The organism is Stenotrophomonas sp. 86428_Sma (assembly GCF_056481585.1).
In genome coordinates this window covers 966373-988572 of sequence record NZ_CM151156.1, presented here as the reverse complement: position 1 = coordinate 988572, position 22200 = coordinate 966373, and the positions used below count along the sequence as shown (strand labels likewise).

The following is a 22200-nucleotide window of genomic DNA, read 5'->3' as shown; positions in this document are numbered from 1 at the left end:
CTGTCCGTCGAGGTGTCTGCGAAGCCGGGCTGAACGGCAAAGAAGCATCCTGCAACCACCAAGCTCAACCTAATGCTATGCCGTATTGCGGCTCTCAGATCCGAGCCCCGTGTTGTCGAGTTGTTTGAGCGGTGCACGTGTCGCATTTTTCTCATTTCATCCTTGTGCTTTCATCGTTTGAAGGGGTAAATCTTCGCCCGAAGTACTGTCCTTGCAGATCTTCTGGAGAAGGGTGCGAAGCGTTTCGCTATAGAAATTGGTGTGGCGGCAGTCCTCGTGTTTGGAGACCATTCTTGCGGAAAGCCCTTGGTTGACCGTACTGTTGAGTGCACAGATGCCGGCTGGGGAAATCTGTCCAAAGGCTGCTAGACAATCCAGAACGCGGGTATCGCACCCTGCCGCTGCTGCATCGAGATAGGCCTTCCCGATGTTAGAGCTGGTATGACGCCATTGGATGTAGTGGTTCACATCGAATAAGGTTCCACCGTCCAGGGATCGCTCCCGCCATGATCTAGTTAGGCCAATCTTGTCGAACATGAGCCGCCACGCAATGTAAAGCGGATACAAGCTACGTTTCCTGGAGGCCATTTTGATCAAGAGGGTTCGGGCCACTCTGCCGTTGCCGTCATGCAACGGATGGATCGTCAAGAACTGAAATGCCGCGGCTTCGTCAATCTCCTCATTGGGGTTGTCGAGATGATCTGCGATGAATGACACTAGATCCGCCATCTGTTGCGGCACTCTTGCCATTGCGGGGCAAACAAGACTTGCCTCTAAGGGCGATGCTGCCCCGACCCAGGAGCGATCCGAGCGAAGTTGGAACGGTGCAATTCCGGAGCACTGAGCCATCTGCTCCAGAAAACTCCTCCAATCCTGAACATCGCTAGTTGCCAGCGGTCGGATGCTTTGAATGATTCCGTCCTTGGCACTGGGTGAAAGTGAATAGCTCTCAGCCACGTGGACTCTGTGGACACGATTGAATCGGGCTGTAATCAGCAGCAGTGCCCGAGCCGCTTTCATGTCCATCCGCCAGTCAGTGTGCGTCACTGAGGAAAATGAGTGCCCTGACAGTGGCTGGGGACTGGAGACAACGACTCCATGGTCTTCCCAAATGCGGGGATCGGCCGCTTCCTTGATCAACGGCAGCGGTGTGAATAGGCAGCCCGGATGGATTTCAACAGCCGACGGCATTCTTCATGTCCCCGATAGCGAATTGAGAGCTTGGGCGGCGCTTATGAGTCGTCCCGATACGTACTAACGTAGAAGTGGCATGATCACCCCCGGTGATTGGGAGAAGATCCTCTCCCCTCGCCGGGTGCCCGTTGTTCGCAGTGAAGTGGTTAGCCACTAGGAGGCCCTGAGATGGCTCATTGAGCAGTCGGGTCCAGCGGGTAGGACCAATTGGAGTAGCTATCCCGCGACCAGCCCTCGGCGATCCAGGCGGCATTCTCTAAAGGCACACGGAGGAGCCCCGGAGCTATCCGTGCATGCTTGGATAGTCCTACAATGCGCCGGGCACAAAACAGGGCACTCCCGGTTTGTGAATGCCAAGCGGTTCAAGGGGTTGGATCCGACTCAACTGGATCCCCCCTCTCCGCCAGATAACTGAAAAAGGCTGCCTCAAGGGGTGGCCTTTTTCAGTTATCTGGCGCGGGACGCGAAGTGCGCTGCGCGCGCTTCGCCCCAAACGTTGCTGTGCAACCATTGGGCCCCTCCCTTCGCCTGCCTCTCCCCGCCCCTGTCGTGGCAGCCCCTCAACAGAGGGACTTGTTCCTCCAGATCCATCAGTAGATCCACGCCACGCGTGGATGCTTTTGATCGCCTTACGCACGCTCGTTGGCACTCCAAAACAAAGCTGAACGAAACCTGAAAATTCGCTATCGTAGACGCCTTCATCCGACGCCTGGCCCATTGCCCATGAGTTCGACCGACAGCGCTCACGCCGACTGCGAGAACTGCAACACCGCCCTGCAGGGCCACTACTGCCATCGCTGCGGGCAATCGGCGCACAACCCGCTCAAGCACGTGGGCCACGCCATTGAAGAAGTGTTCGAATCCTTCTGGCACCTGGACGGGCGCATCTTCCGCACGCTGCGCGATCTCTGGGTTCCCGGCCGCATCACGCAGAACTACCTCAAGGGCCGCCGGGTCGGATACGTGCAGCCTTTGCGGCTGTTCGTCATCCTCACCCTGTTTACGTTCTTCATCGGCAAACTGTTCGTGCACGTCGACGACATCCGCATGGGCGGAGGCGATTCGCTGTATGCCAAGTCCATCACCGTTGAACAGGTCGAGGCCGCACGCGCGAAACAGCTGACGATGATCGATCAACAGCAGGCCAGCTCACCTGCTACCGGCAACGCCGGCTTCGCCATGGCCAGAGCGGCGGTGAATGCGGCAGCCGCACAGCGCAAAGCCGAGCTCACCGGCACCAGCAAGGAGGTCGCCACAACCGAGCCCGGCACCTTCTTCAACCACACCGTCAACGGCAAACCGTGGGACGCTGACACCAACCCCATCGTGGTGGCCGGCTGGCCCCGGTTCGCCAACAACTGGCTCAACAAGCGCCTGCACAACGGCAACGCCAACATCCAGCGCATGGGGGGCAAGAGCGATCTGTACATGCAGGCGATCCTGACCGCATTGCCCGGTGCCCTGTTCTTCCTGATGCCAGTGTTCGCGCTGGTGCTGCGCATCGCCTACATCCCGCGGTCGATGGGCTATCTGGAACACCTGGTGGTGGCGCTGTACAGCCACTGCTGGCTGATGATGGTGCTGCTGGCAACCTTCCTCATCGCCGGCATCAGCAGCGCGCTCGCATCCCCCGCCTTCGCCGCCGTCAGCCAATGGCTGTATGCCCTGCTGTGGCTGGCGGTCCCGGTCTATCTGCTGTGGATGCAGCAACGCGTGTACGGCGGCAACAAGGCGCTGACCGTGTTGCGCTACCTGGCCATCGGCGGCGTCTACCTGTTCCTGGTGAGCTTCGTGGTGATGTATGCGGTGCTGGCGGGAATCTCGGCCTGAGGGATACACGCACGGCATCCGGCCCATGAATCCACGTGTAGCGTGGATCTACTGACGATCGTCTATCGTGGGCCCATGAACCTCCGCCTCTACCGACCCGCAGATGCCAGCGCCTGCCTGTCGATTTTCGACAGCAACGTGCCCACCTACTTCGCGCCCGAAGAGCGCAGCGACTTTGAGCGCTTCCTGCGTGAGCAGGCCATGGACTGCGCCTTCCAGGTGATCGAGCGCGACCACCGCATCGTGGCCTGCGGCGGCCTGTCGCGACGCGGCGATGGCAGCGCCGGTTTCTGTTGGGGCATGGTGCAGCGCGCGCTGCACCGGCATGGACTGGGACGCGAACTGGCGCTGGCGCGCCTGCGCCAGGCCGAAGCGGATCCCTCGATCAAGCGCATCGCGCTCAGCACCAGCCAGCACACCCAGGGCTTCTATGCCGGCCTGGGCTTCCAGGTGACGCGGATCGTGCCCGATGGCCACGGTGCCGGGATCGACGCCGTGGAAATGGAGCGGGAGCTCTAGCGCTCCCGCCCCGGTCCCATCCACGCCCGCCGTGGTTCTACCGCTGGCCCGCTCCCCTCAGAAGCCCACGCGCAGGTTGATCTGCCCGCCGACATCGCGGCGACCGTCGCCGTGCTGGCCCTGCACGAACATCGACAGCTGGCTGTTGCGGCCGAGCCCAACCGCCACGCCCAGCTGGCTGACCAGCGCGTTGCGTGCCATCACCGCGCTGTACACATCGAACGCATTGCCGCCGACCGCGAAGCGGTTGCGGCTGGCCACGTCGGTGTCACCCGAAGCATGCTGCCAGCCGAGGCCGACCGTCAGCTGTGCAGGGAAGCGCTCGCCGCTGCCCACGTCCCAGCGGCCCCGCACACCCACGGTGCTGACATTGAGCGTGTCCTTGCCGCCTTCCAGCTCCAGCGCAGCAGTGCCGCCCTGCTCCACCGCGCGATCACTGTCGACCCAGTGCTTGGTGAACTGCACGTACGGCTGCAGCTGGGTCCTGCCGTGGGTCCAGGTCCAGCTGCCCTCCACCTGGGCGATGGTCACATCCGAGTCCTGGCGGCTGTACAGGGTCTGGCCCAGCAGCGGCACCTCACGTGTGGTGCGCGTGCGGTAGTCGCCGCGCGACACGCTGCCACCGACCGCAAAGCCGTTGTTCCACTGGCCCTGCGCATACAGGCCGAAGGTGTTGCCACGCAGGCGGGCGCGCGAGCTGCGATCGTACAGGCGCGTATCCAGCCGTTCGTTGCCGGCCGCTGCACCCAGCACCACGTGCTCGCCCAGCTGCCAGTCCACGCCGGCCATCAGCGCATTGCGGTTGGAGCGGATGTCGTCGCCGTTGCCATCACCATCCTGCCTGAACACCTTGCCGCTGCCGGCCAGCCAGGCCGACGCGCGCTCGCCACGCACCGTCGGCAGCTCGCTGCCCAGGCGCTGGCGGATGCCTTCTTCCAGATAGTTGTCATACAGCAGCACAGCGCGACTGGCGGCATGCACTTCACCGGACAGCTGGTCGAATGCGCTGCGCGCGGTGGCGGCGTCATAGATCAACACCGTGTTGTACAGCCCCAGCGCCGGACCACTCTGCGGCAGGCTGTCCAGCGCTGCGGCGGTGTTGTACTGGTTGCGCGTCTTCGCCGCCGTGGTGAAGGCTGCAGTCTGCGCCACATCGATCTGCAGATTGGCCGTGTTCGCCGTGTAGACCGGGGTGATGGTCAGGAAGGCCGACGGCGTCTTCGCCGAAGCGAACTGCCCGCTCACGCCACCGCCCGCATTGACCACGGTGTACTGCTGGCCCTGCTGGTAGCTGGTGCTCGGCGAGATGGTATTCACCTGCACGCTGCTGCCACCCACGTTGGCACTGCCACCCACCTGCACCGTGTCGCTGCCGGTGGCACCCAGATCGATGCCCAGCGCGCTGCCCGGCGACAAGGTCAGGTTGCCACCCACCGTGATCGTGCCGGTGCCATTGCCCGCACCGCTGCCATTGCCTGGGCCATTACCCGGCGACAGCACGCCGCCACTGGATACCGTCACGCCACCACCGGTACCCCCGATGGTGCCGGTGCCGGACAGCGTGGTACCGCTGCCGATGGTCCACTGGCCGCCGATGTTGCCGGTGACATTCAGGCCACCGCCGGTGACCTGGCCGGTGCCGCTGAAACCACCGCTGTTGCCGCCAAGGTTCAGCCCGCCCGGGCCGGCCTGCACGATGCTGCCGCCACCGCTGATGCTGCCGCCCAGCGTGGTGCTGCCACCGGTGTTGATGATCAGCCCACCGTTGTTGGTGATGTTGCCGGTGATCGAGCCACTGGCGCCGCCATTGCCGACCTGCAGCGTGCCACCGGCATTGATGGTGGTGCCGCCGGTATAGGTGTTGTTGCCGGTCAGAGTCAGCGTGCCAGCGCCGGCCTGGGTCAGGCCACCGCTGCCGCTGATGGTGCCGCCAACGGTGGTATTGCCACCGACGTTGAACACCAGGCTGCCGTTGTTGCTGACGTTGCCGGCAATCGATCCGCTCGCGCCGCCGTTGCCGACCTGCAGCGTGCCGCCGGTGTTGATGGTGGTGCCGCCGGTATAGGTGTTGTTGCCGCCCAGGATCAGCGTGCCGCTGCCGGCCTGGGTCAGGCCACCGCTGCCGCTGATGGCTCCGCCGACGGTGGTGTTGCCACCCACGTTGAAGATCAGGCTGCCGTTGTTGGTGACGCTGCCGCCAATCGCACTGGTCGCGCCGCCATTGCCCACCTGCAGGGTGCCACCGGCAGTGATGGTGGTCGGGCCGGTGTAGGTGTTGTTGCCGGTCACGGTCAGCGTGCCACTGCCGGCCTGGGTCAGGCCACCGCTGCCGCTGATGGTGCCGCCCAGCGTGGTGTTGCCGGCCACGTTGGACACCAGCGTGCCGTTGTTGGTGATGTCGCCGACGATCGAGCCGGTCGCACCACCATTGCCCAGCTGCAGCGTGCCGCCGGTGTTGATGGTGGTGCCGCCGGTGTAGGTATTGGTGCCGGTCAGCACCAGCGAGCCACTGCCCGCCTGGGTCAGGCCACCCGTACCACTGATGGTGCCGCCCAGCAGGGTGTTGCCCGCGACGTTGGAGATCAGCGAACCATTGTTGGTGATGTCGCCAGCGATCGAACCGGTCGCTCCACCATTGCCCACCTGCAGCGTGCCACCGGTATTGATGATGGTGCCGCCGGTGTAGGTGTTGTTGCCGACCAGCGTCAGCACGCCGGCACCGGCCTGGGTCAGGCCACCACTGCCACTGATCGCGCCACCGACCGTGGTGTTGCCCGCCACGTCGAACACCAGGCTGCCGTTGTTGGCGACATTACCGGTGATCGCGCCGGTCGCACCGCCATTGCCGACCTGCAGCGTGCCACCGGCATTGATGGTGGTGCCGCCGGTATAGGTGTTGTTGCCGGTCAGAGTCAGCGTGCCGGCACCGGCCTGGGTCAGGCCGCCGCTGCCGCTGATGGTGCCGCCCAGCGTGGTGTTGCCCGCCACGTTGGACACCAGCGCGCCGTTGTTGGTGATGTCGCCGACGATCGCGCCGGTCGCACCGCCATTGCCGACCTGCAGCGTGCCGCCTGCATTGATGGTGGTACCGCCGGTGTAGGTGTTGTTGCCGGTCAGCACCAGCGTTCCGCTGCCAGCCTGGGTCAGGCCACCGCCACCGCTGACCACACCGCCTACGGTTGCCGTGGTGCCCAGGTTGTAGACCAGGCTGCCGTTGTTGGTGATGTCGCCCAGCACCGAACCGGTGCTGCCGCCGTTGCCGAGCTGCAGCGTGCTGCCACCGTTGATGGTGGTGCCACCGGTATAGACGTTGTCGCCGCTCAGGGTCAGCGTGCCGGTGCCGCTCTGCACCAGGCCACCGCTGCCACTCAACACGCCAGCGAAGGCGGTGCTGCCGTTGTTGCCGCCGGTGGTGAGGGTTGCGCCACCCAGCACGACGCTGGAGCCGGTCACGCCGGCCAGGCCGCCAATGCTCTGGTTGCCACCGGCACTGATGTCCAGCGTACCGGCACCGGTCAGATTGACCGTGCTCGCACCCGACAGGGTGCCACCGGCCGCCACCGCCAGCGTGCCGCTGTTGATGGTGGTGTTACCGGTGTAGGTGCTGGCACCGCCCAGGGTGACCGTTGCTGCGCCATCCTTGAGCAGGCCGCCAGCGCCGCTGATCGGACCGTTCAAGGTCAGCGCGTTGCTGCCGGCAAGGGTCAGCGTGCCACTGGCCAGCTGCACGGTATTGGCCAGCGTCAGCGCGCTGGTGCCGTCCAGGCTGGCATTGCCGCCCACGGTCAGCGTGCCGGTTCCCAGTGCATTGTTGTTACCCAAGGCAAGGCCACCGGCGTTGAGTGCCACGCCACCGCTGAAGGTATTGCTGCCGGTCAGGCCCTGGATGCCTGCACCATTCTTCACCAGGCCACCGGTACCGGTAATGTCACCAGCGAAGGTCGTGTTTCCTACGCCATTGAGGGTCAGCGTGCTGCCGCCGAGCGCGACCGTACTGCCGGTAACACCGGCCAGTGATCCGATGCTCTGCGCACCACCGGCAGAAATATCGAACGCTGTTCCGGCGTTGGCCAGTGTCACCGCGCCATTCGCTGCCAGGCTTCCTCCGGCGCCAATCGCCAGCGTGCCCGCATTGATGGTGGTGCCACCAGTGAAGGTATTGGCACCGGTCAGGGTCTGGGTGCCGGTGCCTTCCTTGATCAGCCCACCGGTACCCCCCACCGAACCACTGAACGTGCCATTGACGGGACCACCAATGGTCAAGGTGTTGCCGCCCAGGTTCACCGTGCCGTTGCCGATCAGGGTACCGAACTGCTGCGTGCCGCTGCCCGCCGACAGATCGAAGGTCGCGCCCGCAGCCAGATTGACGATGCCACTGGCATGCAGGCTCGCGCCGGCACCCAATGCCAACGTACCGGCATTGATGAAGGTGCCACCGGTATAGGTATTGGCACCGTTCAAGGTCAGCGTTGCCGCGCCCTCCTTGGTCAGCGAGCCGGTGCCACTCAGGCTGCCGTTGAGGGTGAGGTTGTTGCTGCCGAGTACGGTCAGCCCGGCGTTGAGGACGAAGTTGTTGGCCAACGTCACCGCAGTGTTCGAATCGAGCGTACCGTTGCCACCCACCGTTACCGCCCCGGTGCCCAGAGCGGCATCGTTGCCGACCACCAGGCCGCCTGCATTGAGCGTTACACCGCCACTGAAGGTGCTGGCGCCGTTGAGGGTCTGCACGCCTGCGCCGTTCTTGACGAGGCCACCATTACCGGTGATCGCACCGTTGAACGTGCTGTCTACCGTGCCGCCCAGGGTCAGCGCACTGCCCCCCAGCGCCACGGTGCTGCCGGCCACACCGGCAAGCGAACCGATGCTCTGGTTGCCCGCAGAGATATCGAGGGTACCGGTACCGGCCAGGTTCACCGCACCGGTCGAGGCCAGGCTGCCACCAGCACCGATGGCCAGCGTGCCGCTGTTGATGGTGGTGCCTCCGGTGTAGGTATTCGCACCGCTCAGGGTCACGGTGGCCGCACCGTTCTTGATCAGCCCACCGGTACCGGAAACGATGCCGCCCAAGGTCAGTGCATTGCTGCCCAGCAGGTTGAGGTTGGCACCTGATGCCAGCGTGATGTTGTTGGCCAGGTTGGCCGCGGTCGAAGCATCCAGCGTAGCGCTGGCCCCCACCGTCAGCGCACCGCTGCCGAGCGCAGCGTTGTTGCCGATCACCAGGCCACCGCCGTTGAGCGCCAGGCCGCCGCTGAACAGGTTGGCGCCGCCCAGCGTGAGGATGCCGGTGCCGTTCTTGACCAGGCCACCGGTGCCGGAAATCGCGCCGTCGAACACGCTGTTGCCGTTGCCGCCGAGGATCAGCGACTGCGCGCCCAGAGTGACCGTGGAGCCGGTCACGCCGGCCAACGAACCAATGGTCTGGCTGGCACCGGACGTCGAGATGTCGAAGCCGGTTCCCGCTGCGGTAAGTGTCACTGCACCGGTGGCCGCCAGGCTGCCGCCCGGACCGATCGCCAGTGTGCCGGCATTGATGAAGGTGCCGCCGGTGTAGGTGTTGGCACCGGTCAGCGTCTCGATGCCCGCACCGACCTTGGTCAGGCCACCCGTACCTGCGATAGAGCCACTGAAGGTGCCATTGGTCGCCCCGCCGACTTCGATCGAATTGGCGCCCAGGTTGACCGTACCGTTGCCGACCAGGGTGCCGAACACCTGCGTGCCACTGCCGGCCGACAGATCCAGCGTCGCGCCGGTGGCGAGGTTCACGGTACCGCTCGCCGCCAGGCTTGCACCGGCACCCAGCGCCAGTGTGCCGGCGTTGATGTTGGTACCACCGGTATAGGAGTTGATACCGTTCAAGGTCAGCGTTGCGCCACCATTCTTGGTCAGGCTGCCGGTACCGGAAATCACCCCGTTGAGCGTCAGCGCATTGGTGCCCAGTACGGTCAGGCCTGCGTTGAGCGCGATGTTGTTGGTCAGTGCTGCCAGGCCGGTGGTGTCCAGCGTGGCGGCCCCGCCGACGGTGAGCGCGCCAGAGCCCAGCGCCGCGTCATCGCCGAGCACCAGCCCGCCTGCATTGAGCGTCACGCCGCCGCCAAACGTGTTGGCGCCGGACAACGTCTGCACGCCTGCACCCACTTTCACCAGGCCGCCGCCGCCACTGATCACGCCATCGAACGCAGCGTTGCTGGCGGTTCCGAACGTCAATGAGTTTCCGCCCAGCGCCAGCGTGCTTCCGCCCGCACCGTTGAGCGCGCCGATGGTCTGGCTGCTGCCGGCACCGGAGATATCGAAGCCAGCGCCTGCGCCCAGCGTGACATCACCCGCCGCGGCAAGGCTGCCACCTGTTCCCAGTGCCAGCGTACCGGCGTTGATGGTGGTACCGCCGGTATAGGTGTTGGCACCGGACAGCGTCAGCGTGGTGGCACCGTTCTTGATCAGGCTGCCGTTGCCATCGATCACACCCGACAGCGTCAGCGCATTGCTACCCGGCAATGTCAGTGCGACACCCGAGCCCAGCGTGACCGCATTGCCGAGCGTCGCTGCAGCACCCGCATCCAGCGTGGTGCTGGCATTCACCGCCAGCGTGCCGGAACCGAGTGCGCCGTTCGCGCCGACCACCAGGCCACCACCGTTCAAGGTCAGGCCGCCACCGAAGGTATTGGTGTTGTTGAGCGTCAGCAGGCCTGCACCGTTCTTGATCAGGCTGCCGCTGCCGGCCACCACGCCTGCAAGGGTGAGATCGCTGCTGCCGCCCAGCGTCAGCTGCGTACCCCCACCGAAGTTCACGGCGTTGGCCAGGTTCAGTGCCGTCGTTCCGTCCAGGCTGACGTTGCCGCCGATGCCCAGTGTGCCCGTGCCCAGCGCCCCCGAATTCCCGAGGATCAGGCCACCGGCATCAAGCGCGACACCGCCACTGAGGGTATTGGCACCGGACAGCGTCTGCACGCCAGCACCGACCTTGATCAGCTCACCGCTGCCATCGATGACACCGGCAAAGCTGCCATTGCTGGCGCCACCGAAAGTAAGGGTCTGCGTGCCCAATGCCACATGGCTGCCTGCCACGCCGTTCAACGCGCCAATGGTCTGCCCGGTACCCGCTGCGGAGATGTCCAGCGTCGCGCCGGCACCGGCGAGGTCCACCGCACCGATGGCGGCAAGACTGCCACCCGCGCCGAGTGCCAGCGTACCTGCGTTGACCGTAGCGCCACCGAGGAAGGTATTGGCACCGGACAAGGTCAGCGTCGAGGCGCCGTTCTTGATCAGGCCACCGGTTCCCCCCACCACGCCGCTCAGGGTGAGATTGCTGCTGCCCGGCAGGGTCAGCGTGTTGGCGCCCAGGTTCACTGCATTGACCAGCGAAACCGGGGCGCTCGCATCCAGAGAAACATTGCCGCCGATGTTCAGTGCACCGGTACCCAACGCACCGTTGGCGCCGACCGACAGACCGCCCGCGTTCAGCGCCAGACCACCACTGAAGGTGTTGCTGTTGTTCAACGACAGCACGCCAGTGCCGGTCTTGATCAGGCCACCGGTGCCAGTGATCAGTCCGCCCAGAGCAACATTCTCATTGCTGGTCAGGCTCAGCTGCGCACCGGCATCGAGATCGATGGCATTGCCCAGGTTCAATGCCACCGTACTGCCCAGGGTCGCGTTCGCGCCCACGGCAAGCAGCCCGGTTCCCAGTGCGCCAGCGTTGCCCAGCATCAGGCCACCGCCGTTGAGCGTCAGCCCACCGGCGAAGTTGTTGGCGCCGTTGAGCGTGAGCGTGCTGGCGCCGTTCTTGACCAGGCCACCGGCTCCGGAAACCACCCCGCCAAGCGTGATCGCCTGCGAACCCGGCAGCGACAGCGCAGCCCCACTACCCAGAGTGACATTGTTGACCAGGTTCAACGCCGTGCTGCCATCGAGCGATGCATTGCCACCCACGCTCAATGCGCCCGTCCCGAGTGCACCGTTGTTGCCCAGCAGCAGGCTGCCGGCATTGAGGTTCAGGCCGCCGCTGAATGCATTGGTGCCGTTCAAGGTCAGCAGCGAGGCACCGTTCTTGATCAGGCTGCCGGTGCCGGTGATGTTGCCGCCCAGGGTGAGGTTCTGGCTGCCCGGCAGGGTCAGCACCGCGCCAAGGTTGATGGCATTGCCCAGATTCAGTGCTGCGGTTGCGTCGAGCGAGCCATTGCCGCTGACCGTCAACGCGCCGGTACCGAGTGCACTGCCGTTGCCCAGCAACAGGCCACCGGCCGCCAGGTTCAGGCCACCACTGAAGGTATTGGCGCCGCTGAGCGTCTGCGTGCCCGTTCCCTGCTTGACCAGGCCACCGGTACCGCCGATCACGCCGCCGAATGTCTGGTTGGTGGCATCACCGAAGGTGAGCGTGCTGCCGCCCAGCGTCACGGTGCTGCCAGCGATGCCGGACAGCGCGCCGATGGTCTGGTTGCCGCCGAGCGAGATGTCCAGTTCGGCGCCGGCCCCCGCCAGGCTCACCGCCCCGGTGGCCGCCAGACTGCCGCCACTGGCCAGTGCCACCTTTCCTGCGTTCACGTTCAGACCGCCGGTGAACGCGTTGGCCCCACCCAGCGTGAGCGTGGAGGCGCCGTTCTTGACCAGGCTGCCGGTACCACCGATCACGCCGCCCAGCGTCAGCGCGTTGGAGCCCAGCACGTTGAGCGAACCACCCACCCCCAGGTTGATGCCGTTGCCCACGGTCAGTGCCGAGCTGGCATCAAGCGTCACCGCGCCACCGACATTCAATGCGCCGGTTCCCAGCGCACCGCCGTTGCCGAGCACCAGTCCTCCAGCCGTGAGCGACAGCCCTCCACCAAACGTGTTGGCGTTGTTGAGGGTCAAGGTGGCCGCGCCGTTCTTGACCAGGCTGCCGGAGCCACCGATCACGCCGTTGAAGGTCAATGCCTGGTTCCCGGACAGATTGAGGATGCTGCCCGCGCCCAGATTGACCGCGTTGGCGAGAGCAAGCGCCCCGGTGCCATCGAGAGACACGTTGCCGCCAACACTAAGTGTTCCAGTACCCAGCGCGCCTGCATTGCCCAGCAGCAGGCCACCGCCGTTGAGCGTGACGCCACCTGTGAAGGTATTGGCGCCCGACAGGGTCTGGGTACCCGTACCGACCTTGACCAGCGCGCCGCCGACACCGCCGATGACGCCGGAGAAGCTGGTGCTGGTGTTCAGGCCACCCAACGTGAGGCTGCGCGCGCCAAGGTTGAGCGCACCGGATCCGGCGAGTGAGCCGATGGTCTGGCTGGCCGCAACCGAGAGATCGAGGTTGGTACCTGCGCTCAGCGAGATCGCACTTGTCGGCGACAGGCTGCCACCGGCGCCCAATGCCAGCGCACCACCGGTGACCGCGAAGGAGCCCGTAAGCAGGTTGGCACCATTCAAGGTGAGGGTACCCGGACCCGCCTTGATCAGGTCGCCAGCGCCGGAGATCGAACCATTCAGGCCCAGCGCGTTGCTGCCCAGCAGGTTGAGCGTGCCGCCACCGTTGATGACGAGGTTGTTGCCCAGATTGAAGTTGGCCGAGGTATCGAGCGAAGCGTTGCCACCGACGGTCAGATTGCCGGTGCCGAGCGCACCGGCATTGCCGAGCACCAGGCCGCCAGCATTGAGGTTGACGCCACCGCTGAACAGGTTCGCGCCGCCCAGGGTGACGATGCCGGTGTTGTTGACCGTCAGCCCACCAGCGCCTGAAAGCACTCCGCCCAGACCGAATGCATTGGTTCCGGACAGAGACAGATTGCCACCGAGGCTGAAAGCGTTGGCCAGGTTCAGACCGGCCGTGGAGGAGGCGATGGCACCGCCGCTGGCGGTGAACAGCCCTGTGCCGAAGGAACCGGCATTGTTGAAATTGATCAGACCATCATTGAGCGTGGTCGTACCTGCGCCAGCCCACGCACCCTGCAGGTTCCAGGTACCGCTGTTGACGGTGAGCCTCTGGAAGTTGATGTACTGGTTCCAGCCCAGCGTGGTCACCGCCCCACCGGTACCGCTGCCCGGGCCGGTTGGGCTGTTCTGCAGCACCAGGCTGTTGTTGGACGCCGAACCACCGTCGACGATGCCGGCCGCGGCCAGATTCACCGCAAGCACGCCGACCTGTCCAGCGACGCCGATACCGGCGGTATTGACGCTGGAACCAGACACGGCGGTGAAGGTGTTGCCGGTGACCGAACTACCCAGGTTCACGCTGCCGTTGATGGTTCCCGCATTGAGGAAGGTATTGCCGGCCCCCGCCGTGGCCGAGCCTTGGAACCCTATGCGGCCGGTAATGGTGCCGGTGTTGTTGAGATTGGTCTGCGCACCACCGTAGCTGACGATCGATGCCGCATCGGCCGTGGTCAACAGGCCTGCGCCAAGGATCGACATGTCCACATTGCCGGCGTTGATGATGTTGCTGACACCGCCGGAAGCGTTCTGCATCACCAGCGCCTGTCCACCGAAACCGAGAATGGAGCCGATATTGACCAGGCCTTTGATCGCCCCGCCCGCCTGGTTGTTGACGTTGATGGTGTTTCCACCGACGGTGTTGTTACCCAGCACCATGCCCGACGCCGCCAGGCTCAGGCCACCGTTGAGGGTGGGATCGATCGTGCCCTGGTTGTTCACGGTGATGCCGTTACCGCTCAAATTCACGGCACTTCCGCCAACGATCGGCGGCACGCTGAGCACAGCGCCGGTCTGGATATCCAGCGTCACGCCATTGATGCTGTTGGCCAGCGAATTGGTATTGGAGCCAGTCGCGCAGGTCACCGTGGTGCCTGCGGTATTGCACGCCGCGAACGCCGAACCACTGGCCAGCGTGGCCGCCAGCGCGACCGCCAGCTGGTGCGCCCTCAATCGCGGCACCCGCCCTGCGCAGACCGCGCTTCCGCCGGGATTCTGGGCGACCTCCGAAGCAACCTGCATTACGCCGAGGGCACGATTGAAAACCAGACGGTAAATGCGGTTCATCGGTAAATCTCCATGAAAAGACCGGATGGCACTGCAGGCAGGTTTTTTGAAGACAATGCGGCCCACCCCGGCTCCCGACACGGGAACAAGGCCTGGCTTCATTAACTTCTGAAAATCTTCACATCTTCACGCGACCGCACCTGGAAAAGGCAGGTCAACGTGTCCGCCAAGGCGAAAACTCCCCGATTTCGCATGACGAATGGCGGCACTGTGCGGCCGATGGCGCCAGCGGCATGTGAATCAAGCTCGTTATTTTCATGACGCACGTCAAATAAAACGGGCGGACAAAATGGTTTTGCCGAAAATGCATATACCTGCAGCAGGCGGAGATTCCTTTCTCCGCCCAACTAAATGCATTCAGCTGCTCGAGAGTTTCATCAGCACCAGGCCGGAAACGATCAGCACCGCCGCACCGATCCGCATCGGGCTGACCTGCTCCCCGAGGAAGACGATGCCGACCACGAACGCACCGACCGCGCCGATGCCGGTCCAGATCGTGTAGGCGGTGCCCAACGGCAGGCTGCGCATGGCCACCGCCAGCAGCCAGAAGCTGGCGATCATGCCGATGATGGTGACCACGGTAGGGGTGAGCTTGGTGAAGCCTTCGGACTGCTTCATGGACACGGCCCAGACGATTTCCAGCAGGCCGGCGAACAACAGATAGATCCAGGCCATGACAGCCCTCCTCTTGGTAGGGCCAGGCCGTCCTGGTCATTGATTCCCGATGTGGGGGAGGTCGTTCCTCCTGGCCGGCATTCTAGCAACGCCGGTCGGCGCGGGGCGTTGCCGGCAGACGCGGGTTACAGCCGATTCAGTGCACGAAGCTGGCGTCGATGTACCTGCCTGCGCTATAGTTGCCGTCTGCCATCGGCCAGCCGATGTGCAGTCCGGCTGTGGTCTCCGGCGCATCGCGCGCTGCTTCCCCTGATCCGTGAACCGGCCGCCCACTGGGCGGCCAACGTCTCTATGGTGGCCCCGTCGGCCCCTCGCGACGCTAGGTCGAAAATCCCGCCAGGGCCGGAAGGCAGCAACGGTATCGATCGACGCGGGCGCCGAGGTCAGCCGGCGGGGCCATCGCCTTTTCGGGCGTGGCCCCACTTCTGGTAGCTGCCAATCTTGGTTGGCGCTTTTCGCCGGGCATGGCCCGGCGCTACCGCGCCTCAGGCGTGCCCTGGTGAAACACCACCCTCCATTCCTGCGCATGCCGTCGCCACAGCGAACTGCGCAACACCCAGCCCTGGGCCTGGCCATCAACGTGATAGCGGCTGCGGTAGCGCACCTGGGCCAGATCCTCGGCCAACAGCCACACCGCGTACTGTTCCGATTCGATCAGCACCTGCGCGCGCTCCAGCGGGATCTCCTGCAATGCCGCATCACGGCCGTAGCATTGCCCGGAACTGCCGATCTCGCTGAAATCCTCGTCCAGAAGTGCCGCCAGTTGCTCGCGATCGGCCCGCACCTGCGGCGCATGCAGCGCGCGTTCCAGCGCCTCCAGCTCGGCAGCCAGCGCCGCGTCGGCGGGCTGGCCAGCACCGCTCACGGCGGATCCTGCACCAGCACGTGCGGTGCAGTGGGGTTGGCCAGCGGCACGCACTGCCCCGGCTGCGCCACACGGTGCCCCCGCGCGGCCAGCGCCTGGCCGTCGGCCGCGCTCGCATAGTGGTAGAGCATCATCCGCGCCTGCAGTTCGGCGCTGTACTCGCGCTCCAGGTCGTCCACGCCAGTATGCGACGGGTTGCCGTGCAGGCCGCAGTCGTGCGCGATCAGTTCATTGTCGTTGGCGAAGCGGGCCAGCATCTCCGGAATCGGCCGGGTATCGCCGCTCCAGGTCAGCGCGCCCTGCAGGCGCAGGCCATAGGCCGTCTCCGGCCAGTGGTGGCGCACCGGGAACACTTCCAGGCGTACGCCCTCATGCCAGAACGCATCGCCCACCACGATCAGCTGGAACGCATCCCAGAAGTTGGCACCGCCCTCGGCCAGCACGTTCGGGTAGTCCCCGATGCGCTTGTGCAGTAGCGGCACCACGGTGGCAGGCACATACAGGCGCACCTTGCCGCGCCGGTGCGCGTTGAAGAAGGTATCGACGAACAGGCGCTCGAAGCCGGCCACGTGGTCCAGGTGCACATGGGTGACGAACAGCGCCTGCGGCATGTGCCCGTAGTGCGCCTTGAACGCGGTCAGGCCTTCGCCGCCACAGTCGATGGTCAGCCACGGCCGACCGTCCCGTTCGATCACCGACATCGGCGACCCCAGCTCGACCGCCGACGCATTGCCGACGCCGAGGAAACGCAACGACCAGTCCATCAGGTGCCCCGGTTCCAGGCCATGTCATAGGCGCGGCGCAGCCGCGCGTAATCCTTCTGCACGTCTTCCATGCTGCGCTCGCCGCGCAGCTTGATCAGCGAGCGCAGCAGGCGCTTGAGATTGCGTTCGCGCCAGGCGGTCGCCGGGATGCGGATCACCCCGCGGTCGAAGTCGATCAACCAGCCGTGGCCGTTGCCGTCGAACAGGATGTTGTGCGCATTGAGGTCGGCATGGTCCAGGCCGGCACGATGGAAGCGGGCGATCAGCCGCCCGGTCTCCTCCCACGGTGCGCCCCGGCCCGCGACCAGAGCACGGTCGGCCAGCGAACGGACACCCTCGATCCGCTCCATCAGGATCGCAGCCCGGTAGCGCAGGCCCTCGCGCATGTAGAACGCCGCCAGTGGCCGGGGCACCGGCAGCTTTTTCTGCGCAGCGCGCGCATCAGCCGGAATTCGGCGAAGCTGCGCGTCCGGTCCGCGCCGCGCCAGAGGTACTGGTCATGGCTGATCTTCGCCGCCAGGCCACCGCGCAGGTAGTGGCGCAGCACGCTGGCGCCGAACGGCGCATCGACGAACCAGGCGCTGCCACGACCGCCCTCGCCCACCGGCCGAGCCCTGCTGCCCCAGTGCTGGGGCGAGAACAGGCCGATCTCGGCTTGCCGCAGCCGCTCGCGGTCGAACAGAATGGCCCCGATGCCGCGACCCTCGCGGCATGGCGTCAGCGCTTCATTGGCGTCGAATGCGACCATTTCATTGAGTCTAACAACACATGGCATCAGCGTCCTCCTCCTTGTGCCTCCTGCGCCTGTCCGCACTTGGCGATGTCACCCACGTGGTGCCCCTGGTGCGCACCCTGCAGGCTGCGCGCCCGGATACGCCGATCCACTGGATCATCGACAAAGCCGGCCACAAGCTGCTCGACGGCCTGCCCGGTGTCACCTTCCATGCCTACGACAAGAAGAGCGGCATGGCCGGGGTCAAGGAACTGCGCAGGCAGCTGCCGCCGGGGCGCTTCGAAGCGCTGTTGCAGATGCAGGTGGCGTTCCGCGCCAACCTGCTGTCGGCCTTCATTCCCGCAGAGCGTCGCATCGGCTATGACCGCAGCCGCTCGAAGGACCTGCATGGTCTCTTCATCAACGAACGCATCCCCGACCGCCCCGGCATCCATGTGCTGGATGCCATCGGCAGTTTCTGTGAACCCCTTGGCCTGCGCCAGACCGAGGTCAGCTGGAACCTGGCGGTGCCACAGTCCGCGTATGAGTGGGCTGCCGCGCAATGGCAGGACGATGGCCGCCCGGTGTTGATGATCTCGCCCTGTTCCAGCCACGTGCGCCGCAACTGGTATGCAGACCGCTACGCCGCCGTGGCCAACCACGCCGCACAGCGCGGTTGGCAGGTGGTGCTGTGCGGAGGCCGCAGCGAACTGGAGCGCAGCATGGCCGATGCCATCCAGGCGCAGCTGCACACACCGGCGCTTGACCTGGTCGGCAAGGACACCTTGAAGCAGCTGCCGGCGCTGCTGGCCCGCGCCAATCTGGTGATGACCCCGGACTCGGGCCCGATGCACATCGCCAACGCGATGGGCGCCAAGGTATTGGGCCTGCATGCAGCCAGCAACCCGAACCGCAGCGGTCCCTATTCCGACCGCCGCTACTGCGTGGACCGCTACGACGATGCCGCGCGCAAGTACCTGGCCAAGCAGGCCTCGGATCTGAAGTGGGGCACCAAGATCGAGTTCGACGATGTGATGGAACTGATCACCGTGGAAGACGGTATCGCTGCGTTCGAACGCTACGTCGCCGACCACCTGGGGTGAGCAGCAGGCTGCCCCGGATTACGCGCGCTGCGCGTAATCCTGGTAAGACTTCTCTTCCACGTACGCCGAACCCAGCGCCAGGTTGATCGCCTTCTTGATGCGCGCGCGTTCGTCATTGCGCAGGTAGACGCTGCGCGCCAGGTCGATGAAACCCTGGTCGAACGCCTGCGCCTTCTCTTTCAGGCGGATGTCGTCCTCGATGTCCCACAGCTGCTCGTTGACCGCCTTCAGCTCGGCACGCAGCTTGGCGATGTCCTTCACCGCCGCCGGGTGTGCCATCCAGGTCTGCTCCAGCGCCGACAGCTCTTTGCGCACATTGGCCAGCTTGCCCTCGTCACTGATGCGCTCGGACTTGATCTGCAGGATCGAGATCTTGTCCAGCAGCTCGCCGAAAGAAACGGGGACGAGGATTTCAGCGGTCATGGGAAAAAGCTCCAACAGGTGATGCAGGCAGTTTAACCCGCAGCTCGCGATGGAATGGGTAGATCCACGCCATGCGTGGATGAGCCTGCCAGCAGGAACAGCATCCACGCATGGCGTGGATCTACTGATGCACCTGCCCCGACAGGGGCGGGGAGAGGCCGGCACAGGGAGGGGCCCACAGGTTGCGCTGCAACGTGTGGGGCGACGCGCAGAGCGCGGCGCGTCCCGCGCCAGATTAAAGAAAAAGGGCTGCCTTTCGGCAGCCCTTTTTCTTTAATCTGGCGGAGAGGGGGGATTCGAACCCCCGAGGCGCTATAAACGCCTGCCTGATTTCGAGTCAGGTACATTCAACCACTCTGCCACCTCTCCGGGTGGTCCCCGGCGGACCGGGGACGCGCATCATACGAGGAAGTGAGGCCGACGACAAGTCATTCCGGCCAACGAAGTGAAAATTTCCTGAGCGCACGCCTTGCCGGATGCGCGCAGCCACCCGATGATGCCTGTCTCCCCAGCAACACCCCGCCCCAGCGCCCATGATCGAATTCGGACACCTCACCCACCCCGGCATGCGCCGCGAGCTCAACGAGGACACCTACTACGGTGACAGTGAGCTGGCCCTGTGGCTGGTGGCCGACGGCATGGGCGGGCACGCCTGCGGTGAAGTGGCCAGCGCGCTGGCGCGCGAGACCATCGTGCGCGAGATCCGCCGCGGCGCACCGCTGGCGCAGGCCATCCGCACCGCCGACGAAGAGATCATCCGTGCCTCGCGCCGGCGCAACGACACGTTGCCGATGGGCACTACCGTGGTCGCCGCACGGGTACAGGGCAACCGCTATGAAGTGGCGTGGGTTGGCGACAGCCGTGCCTACCTGTGGCGCGACGGACAGCTGGCCCAGCTCAGCCAGGACCACAGCGTGGTGCAGGAGCTGGTCGCGCAGGGCAACCTGACCGCCGAACAGGCGCGTGCGCATCCGCACCGCAACGTGGTCACCCAGGCGCTGGGCGTGACCGATCCGGCGCATCTGAACGTGGCCACCACCAGCGGCGAACTGCGCCCGGGCATGCAGCTGTTGCTGTGCAGTGACGGCCTGACCGAGGAAGTGGACGACCGCAGCATCGCGCGCACCCTCGCCTTCGAGGATGCCAGCGCACAGGAATGCGTGGACACGCTGGTCGCCGCCGCGCTCGATGGCGGCGGCCGCGACAACATCAGCGTGATCCTGGTGCGCTGCCACTAACCGGTAGATCCACGCCATGCGTGGATGCGACGTTGCCGGCCAGCGGCCGGCACTACCCCATCCCAGGCATTACGCGCTGGCAGGCTCTTCCACCTTCGGGCCATCCCACAGCGCGTGGCCAGCCTTCTTGCGCAGCCGTTCCAGTCGCGCCGCATGCGCTTCCAGCTCCGACGGCGTGGCCACCACGCGCGGGCGCGGCAGCAGCTTGCTGGTATCGAAGGCCTGCAGCGCCGCACCGGCACCACCGCCATCGTCATCGCCCAGACCGAAGCCGATTTCTTCCTGGCCCGAGGTCAGCGCGATATAGACGTCGCCCAGGATCTGCGCATCGAGCAGGCCGCCATGCAGCGCACGGTGCGAGTTGTCCACGCCCAGCCGCTTGCACAGCGCATCCAGCGAGTTGCGCTGGCCCGGGAAGCGCTCACGCGCCATCACCAGGGTATCGACCACGGCGCAGCGGTCGGTGATCTTCCCGTACTGCGGCCCCAGCAGCGACAACTCGTTGTCGAGGAAGCCGAGGTCGAACGCCGCGTTGTGGATGATCAGCTCGGCGCCATCGATGAAGGCCAGGAACTCGTCGGCAATCTGCGCGAAGTCCGGCTTGTCATCGAGGAACTCCAGGGTCAGGCCGGTGACTTCCTGCGCGCCCTGTTCGAACTCGCAGTCCGGCTTGATGTATTGGTGATAGTTGTTGCCGGTCGGGCGGCGCTTGAACAGCTCCACGCAGCCGATTTCGACGATGCGGTTGCCCTTCTTCCACTCCAGGCCGGTGGTTTCGGTATCGAGGATGATCTGACGCATGGGCTCAGTTTACCGGGCTGGCGTCGCGGATCTGGATCGCCGCGTTGCGGGCCAGCGTATCCACCCGCTCATTGTCCGGGTCGCCGGAGTGACCCTTCACCCAGCGCCAGTCGATCTGATGCCGCAGCGTGGCCGCCTGCAGGCGCTCCCACAGCTCGCGGTTCTTTACCGGATCGCCGCCAGCCGTCTTCCAGTTCTTGCGGATCCAGCCCGGCATCCACTGGGTCAGACCCTGCCGCACATACTGCGAATCGGTATAGAGCACGATGTTGCACGGCTCGGTCAGCGACTCCAGCCCGGAAATGGCCGCCATCAGCTCCATCCGGTTGTTGGTGGTGTGCGCCTCGCCACCGCTCAGTTCGCGCTCGTGGCCCTTGTAGCGCAGCAGCGCAGCCCAGCCGCCGGGGCCGGGATTGCCAAGGCAGGAACCGTCGGTGTGGATTTCGATGGTTTTCAATACAACTCCAGAATCAGGTAGCTACGGTGCCGTGCCAGCGCACCGGCAGCGGTTTCGGCCCAGGCAGGGCCAGCGTGCGTTTTTCCGCATGGAACAGGCAGGCCGCGCGCAGCGGTGCCCAACCTCCGGGACGACGGCTGCCCGCACCGCGCCAGAGCGGGCCCAGGTAACGCATATCGTCGCATTCCAGCCCATGACGGCCGAGCAGCAGGCGGATCCGCTGCGGCGTGCGCACCACCAGCCCATGCTGGCGCCAGCGCGTGCGATACGGACTGAACGGATTGAGGCTGCTCAGCCACAGATGGCCGCCCGGCATCAGTACGCGCTCGCACTCGTCGAGCAGCCGGTCGGCATCGGCCGCGGTGACATGCTGCAGCACGATCGCATTGACGCTTTCATTGGCCAGCGGCAGCGGCAGCGCACAACGGGTGTCGCCGGCATAGCCCTGCCCCTGCCGGAACAGGCGCAGACCGCGTCCGCCCAGCTGTGCATCGTCCAGCCAGGCCGCACTTGGTGCGATCCACAGCCAGGGCTGCGCCGGCAGCACCGACAGCTGCGGCAGCAGCAATTGCCGCTCCAGCACACGCAAGGCCTCCGCCGGTTCGCTGTCGAACCACGGGGTCTGGCTCGCTTGACGGGTGCTCTGCAGCGCGGGCATGG

The 22200-nt window shown here is 65.3% G+C and carries 13 protein-coding genes, 1 tRNA gene, 1 other RNA gene and 1 pseudogene; 5 read left to right on the top strand and 11 right to left on the bottom strand.

All coding sequences use genetic code 11. The annotated features are described in order from the left end of the window. Positions 1-156 precede the first annotated feature (156 nt). Complete coding sequence (locus ACZK3J_RS04485; protein ID WP_134951061.1) at positions 157-1191, bottom strand: Fic family protein; 1035 nt, start codon at positions 1189-1191, stop codon at positions 157-159. Between the two features lie 645 nt (positions 1192-1836). On the opposite strand from ACZK3J_RS04485, the gene ACZK3J_RS04480 reads away from it, so the two are divergent. Together ACZK3J_RS04480 and ACZK3J_RS04475 are read left to right on the top strand one after the other, a co-directional pair. Beyond that, positions 1837-3024 (top strand): DUF3667 domain-containing protein, encoded by a 1188-nt coding sequence (locus tag ACZK3J_RS04480; RefSeq protein WP_478476442.1) that lies wholly within the window; start codon positions 1837-1839, stop codon positions 3022-3024. Between the two features lie 75 nt (positions 3025-3099). Beyond that, a complete protein-coding gene (locus tag ACZK3J_RS04475) occupies positions 3100-3543 on the top strand; it encodes a GNAT family N-acetyltransferase (RefSeq protein WP_100437410.1) in 444 nt (147 codons plus the stop codon). Positions 3544-3600: 57 nt separating this feature from the next. On the opposite strand, the gene ACZK3J_RS04470 is transcribed toward ACZK3J_RS04475, so the two are convergent. Together ACZK3J_RS04470 and ACZK3J_RS04465 are read right to left on the bottom strand one after the other, a co-directional pair. After that, positions 3601-14502 (bottom strand): autotransporter-associated beta strand repeat-containing protein, encoded by a 10902-nt coding sequence (locus ACZK3J_RS04470; RefSeq protein WP_478476441.1) that lies wholly within the window; start codon positions 14500-14502, stop codon positions 3601-3603. Between the two features lie 357 nt (positions 14503-14859). Next, the gene (locus tag ACZK3J_RS04465; protein ID WP_010483859.1) at positions 14860-15177 is read right to left on the bottom strand and encodes a DMT family transporter; all 318 of its coding nucleotides are present in this window, start codon (positions 15175-15177) and stop codon (positions 14860-14862) included. Between the two features lie 300 nt (positions 15178-15477). Here ACZK3J_RS04465 and ffs point away from each other — a divergent pair. Then, positions 15478-15574, top strand: an RNA gene (ffs, locus tag ACZK3J_RS04460) — signal recognition particle sRNA small type. Positions 15575-15652: 78 nt separating this feature from the next. Here ffs and ACZK3J_RS04455 read toward each other — a convergent pair. From ACZK3J_RS04455 to ACZK3J_RS04445, 3 genes and pseudogenes are all read right to left on the bottom strand, one after another. After that, on the bottom strand, positions 15653-16042 hold the full coding sequence (locus tag ACZK3J_RS04455; RefSeq protein ID WP_134951058.1) for a nuclear transport factor 2 family protein: 390 nt from the start codon (positions 16040-16042) through the stop codon (positions 15653-15655). Continuing rightward, positions 16039-16806 carry an MBL fold metallo-hydrolase gene (locus ACZK3J_RS04450; RefSeq protein ID WP_134951057.1) on the bottom strand — a complete coding sequence of 256 codons (768 nt, stop codon included), beginning with the start codon at positions 16804-16806 and terminating at the stop codon, positions 16039-16041. The genes ACZK3J_RS04455 and ACZK3J_RS04450 overlap by 4 nt, the downstream gene beginning before the upstream one ends. Then, a pseudogene (locus ACZK3J_RS04445) lies at positions 16806-17554 on the bottom strand (3-deoxy-D-manno-octulosonic acid kinase). The gene ACZK3J_RS04450 and the pseudogene ACZK3J_RS04445 overlap by 1 nt, the downstream one beginning before the upstream one ends. A 20-nt stretch (positions 17555-17574) precedes the next feature. Here ACZK3J_RS04445 and ACZK3J_RS04440 point away from each other — a divergent pair. After that, complete coding sequence (locus tag ACZK3J_RS04440; RefSeq protein WP_049463322.1) at positions 17575-18621, top strand: glycosyltransferase family 9 protein; 1047 nt, start codon at positions 17575-17577, stop codon at positions 18619-18621. A gap of 18 nt (positions 18622-18639) precedes the next feature. Here the strand turns inward: ACZK3J_RS04440 and ACZK3J_RS04435 are convergent, their stop codons facing one another. Both ACZK3J_RS04435 and ACZK3J_RS04430 read right to left on the bottom strand, forming a co-directional pair. Next, positions 18640-19044: a DUF6165 family protein gene (locus tag ACZK3J_RS04435; protein WP_046982834.1), complete on the bottom strand. Its 405-nt coding sequence runs from the start codon at positions 19042-19044 to the stop codon at positions 18640-18642. Between the two features lie 279 nt (positions 19045-19323). Beyond that, a tRNA-Ser gene (locus ACZK3J_RS04430) sits at positions 19324-19413 on the bottom strand. 164 nt (positions 19414-19577) lie between these two features. Between ACZK3J_RS04430 and ACZK3J_RS04425 the strand changes: the two genes are divergently transcribed. Continuing rightward, positions 19578-20282 carry a PP2C family protein-serine/threonine phosphatase gene (locus ACZK3J_RS04425; RefSeq protein WP_032129328.1) on the top strand — a complete coding sequence of 235 codons (705 nt, stop codon included), beginning with the start codon at positions 19578-19580 and terminating at the stop codon, positions 20280-20282. A gap of 69 nt (positions 20283-20351) precedes the next feature. Here the strand turns inward: ACZK3J_RS04425 and dnaQ are convergent, their stop codons facing one another. Genes dnaQ through ACZK3J_RS04410 form a run of 3 tightly spaced genes read right to left on the bottom strand, consistent with a single transcriptional unit; the run spans position 20352 to position 22198 of the window. After that, positions 20352-21083, bottom strand: a complete 732-nt coding sequence (gene dnaQ / locus ACZK3J_RS04420) for a DNA polymerase III subunit epsilon (protein ID WP_049400388.1) — start codon at positions 21081-21083, stop codon at positions 20352-20354. Positions 21084-21087: 4 nt separating this feature from the next. Next, positions 21088-21540: a ribonuclease HI gene (rnhA, locus tag ACZK3J_RS04415; protein ID WP_032129326.1), complete on the bottom strand. Its 453-nt coding sequence runs from the start codon at positions 21538-21540 to the stop codon at positions 21088-21090. A 13-nt stretch (positions 21541-21553) separates the two neighbouring features. Next, complete coding sequence (locus ACZK3J_RS04410) at positions 21554-22198, bottom strand: methyltransferase domain-containing protein (RefSeq protein ID WP_049400387.1); 645 nt, start codon at positions 22196-22198, stop codon at positions 21554-21556. Positions 22199-22200: the final 2 nt, after the last annotated feature.

What these genes read in the sequence shown, in the direction of transcription:
- ACZK3J_RS04485 (WP_134951061.1), bottom strand. Translation starts at nt 1,191, where the DNA reads ATGCCGTCGGCTGTTGAAATCCATCCGGGCTGCCTATTCACACCGCTG.
- ACZK3J_RS04475 (WP_100437410.1), top strand. Translation starts at nt 3,100, where the DNA reads ATGAACCTCCGCCTCTACCGACCCGCAGATGCCAGCGCCTGCCTGTCG.
- ACZK3J_RS04470 (WP_478476441.1), bottom strand. Translation starts at nt 14,502, where the DNA reads ATGAACCGCATTTACCGTCTGGTTTTCAATCGTGCCCTCGGCGTAATG.
- ACZK3J_RS04465 (WP_010483859.1), bottom strand. Translation starts at nt 15,177, where the DNA reads ATGGCCTGGATCTATCTGTTGTTCGCCGGCCTGCTGGAAATCGTCTGG.
- ACZK3J_RS04450 (WP_134951057.1), bottom strand. Translation starts at nt 16,806, where the DNA reads ATGGACTGGTCGTTGCGTTTCCTCGGCGTCGGCAATGCGTCGGCGGTC.
- ACZK3J_RS04440 (WP_049463322.1), top strand. Translation starts at nt 17,575, where the DNA reads ATGGCATCAGCGTCCTCCTCCTTGTGCCTCCTGCGCCTGTCCGCACTT.
- ACZK3J_RS04435 (WP_046982834.1), bottom strand. Translation starts at nt 19,044, where the DNA reads ATGACCGCTGAAATCCTCGTCCCCGTTTCTTTCGGCGAGCTGCTGGAC.
- ACZK3J_RS04425 (WP_032129328.1), top strand. Translation starts at nt 19,578, where the DNA reads ATGATCGAATTCGGACACCTCACCCACCCCGGCATGCGCCGCGAGCTC.
- dnaQ (WP_049400388.1), bottom strand. Translation starts at nt 21,083, where the DNA reads ATGCGTCAGATCATCCTCGATACCGAAACCACCGGCCTGGAGTGGAAG.
- ACZK3J_RS04410 (WP_049400387.1), bottom strand. Translation starts at nt 22,198, where the DNA reads ATGCCCGCGCTGCAGAGCACCCGTCAAGCGAGCCAGACCCCGTGGTTC.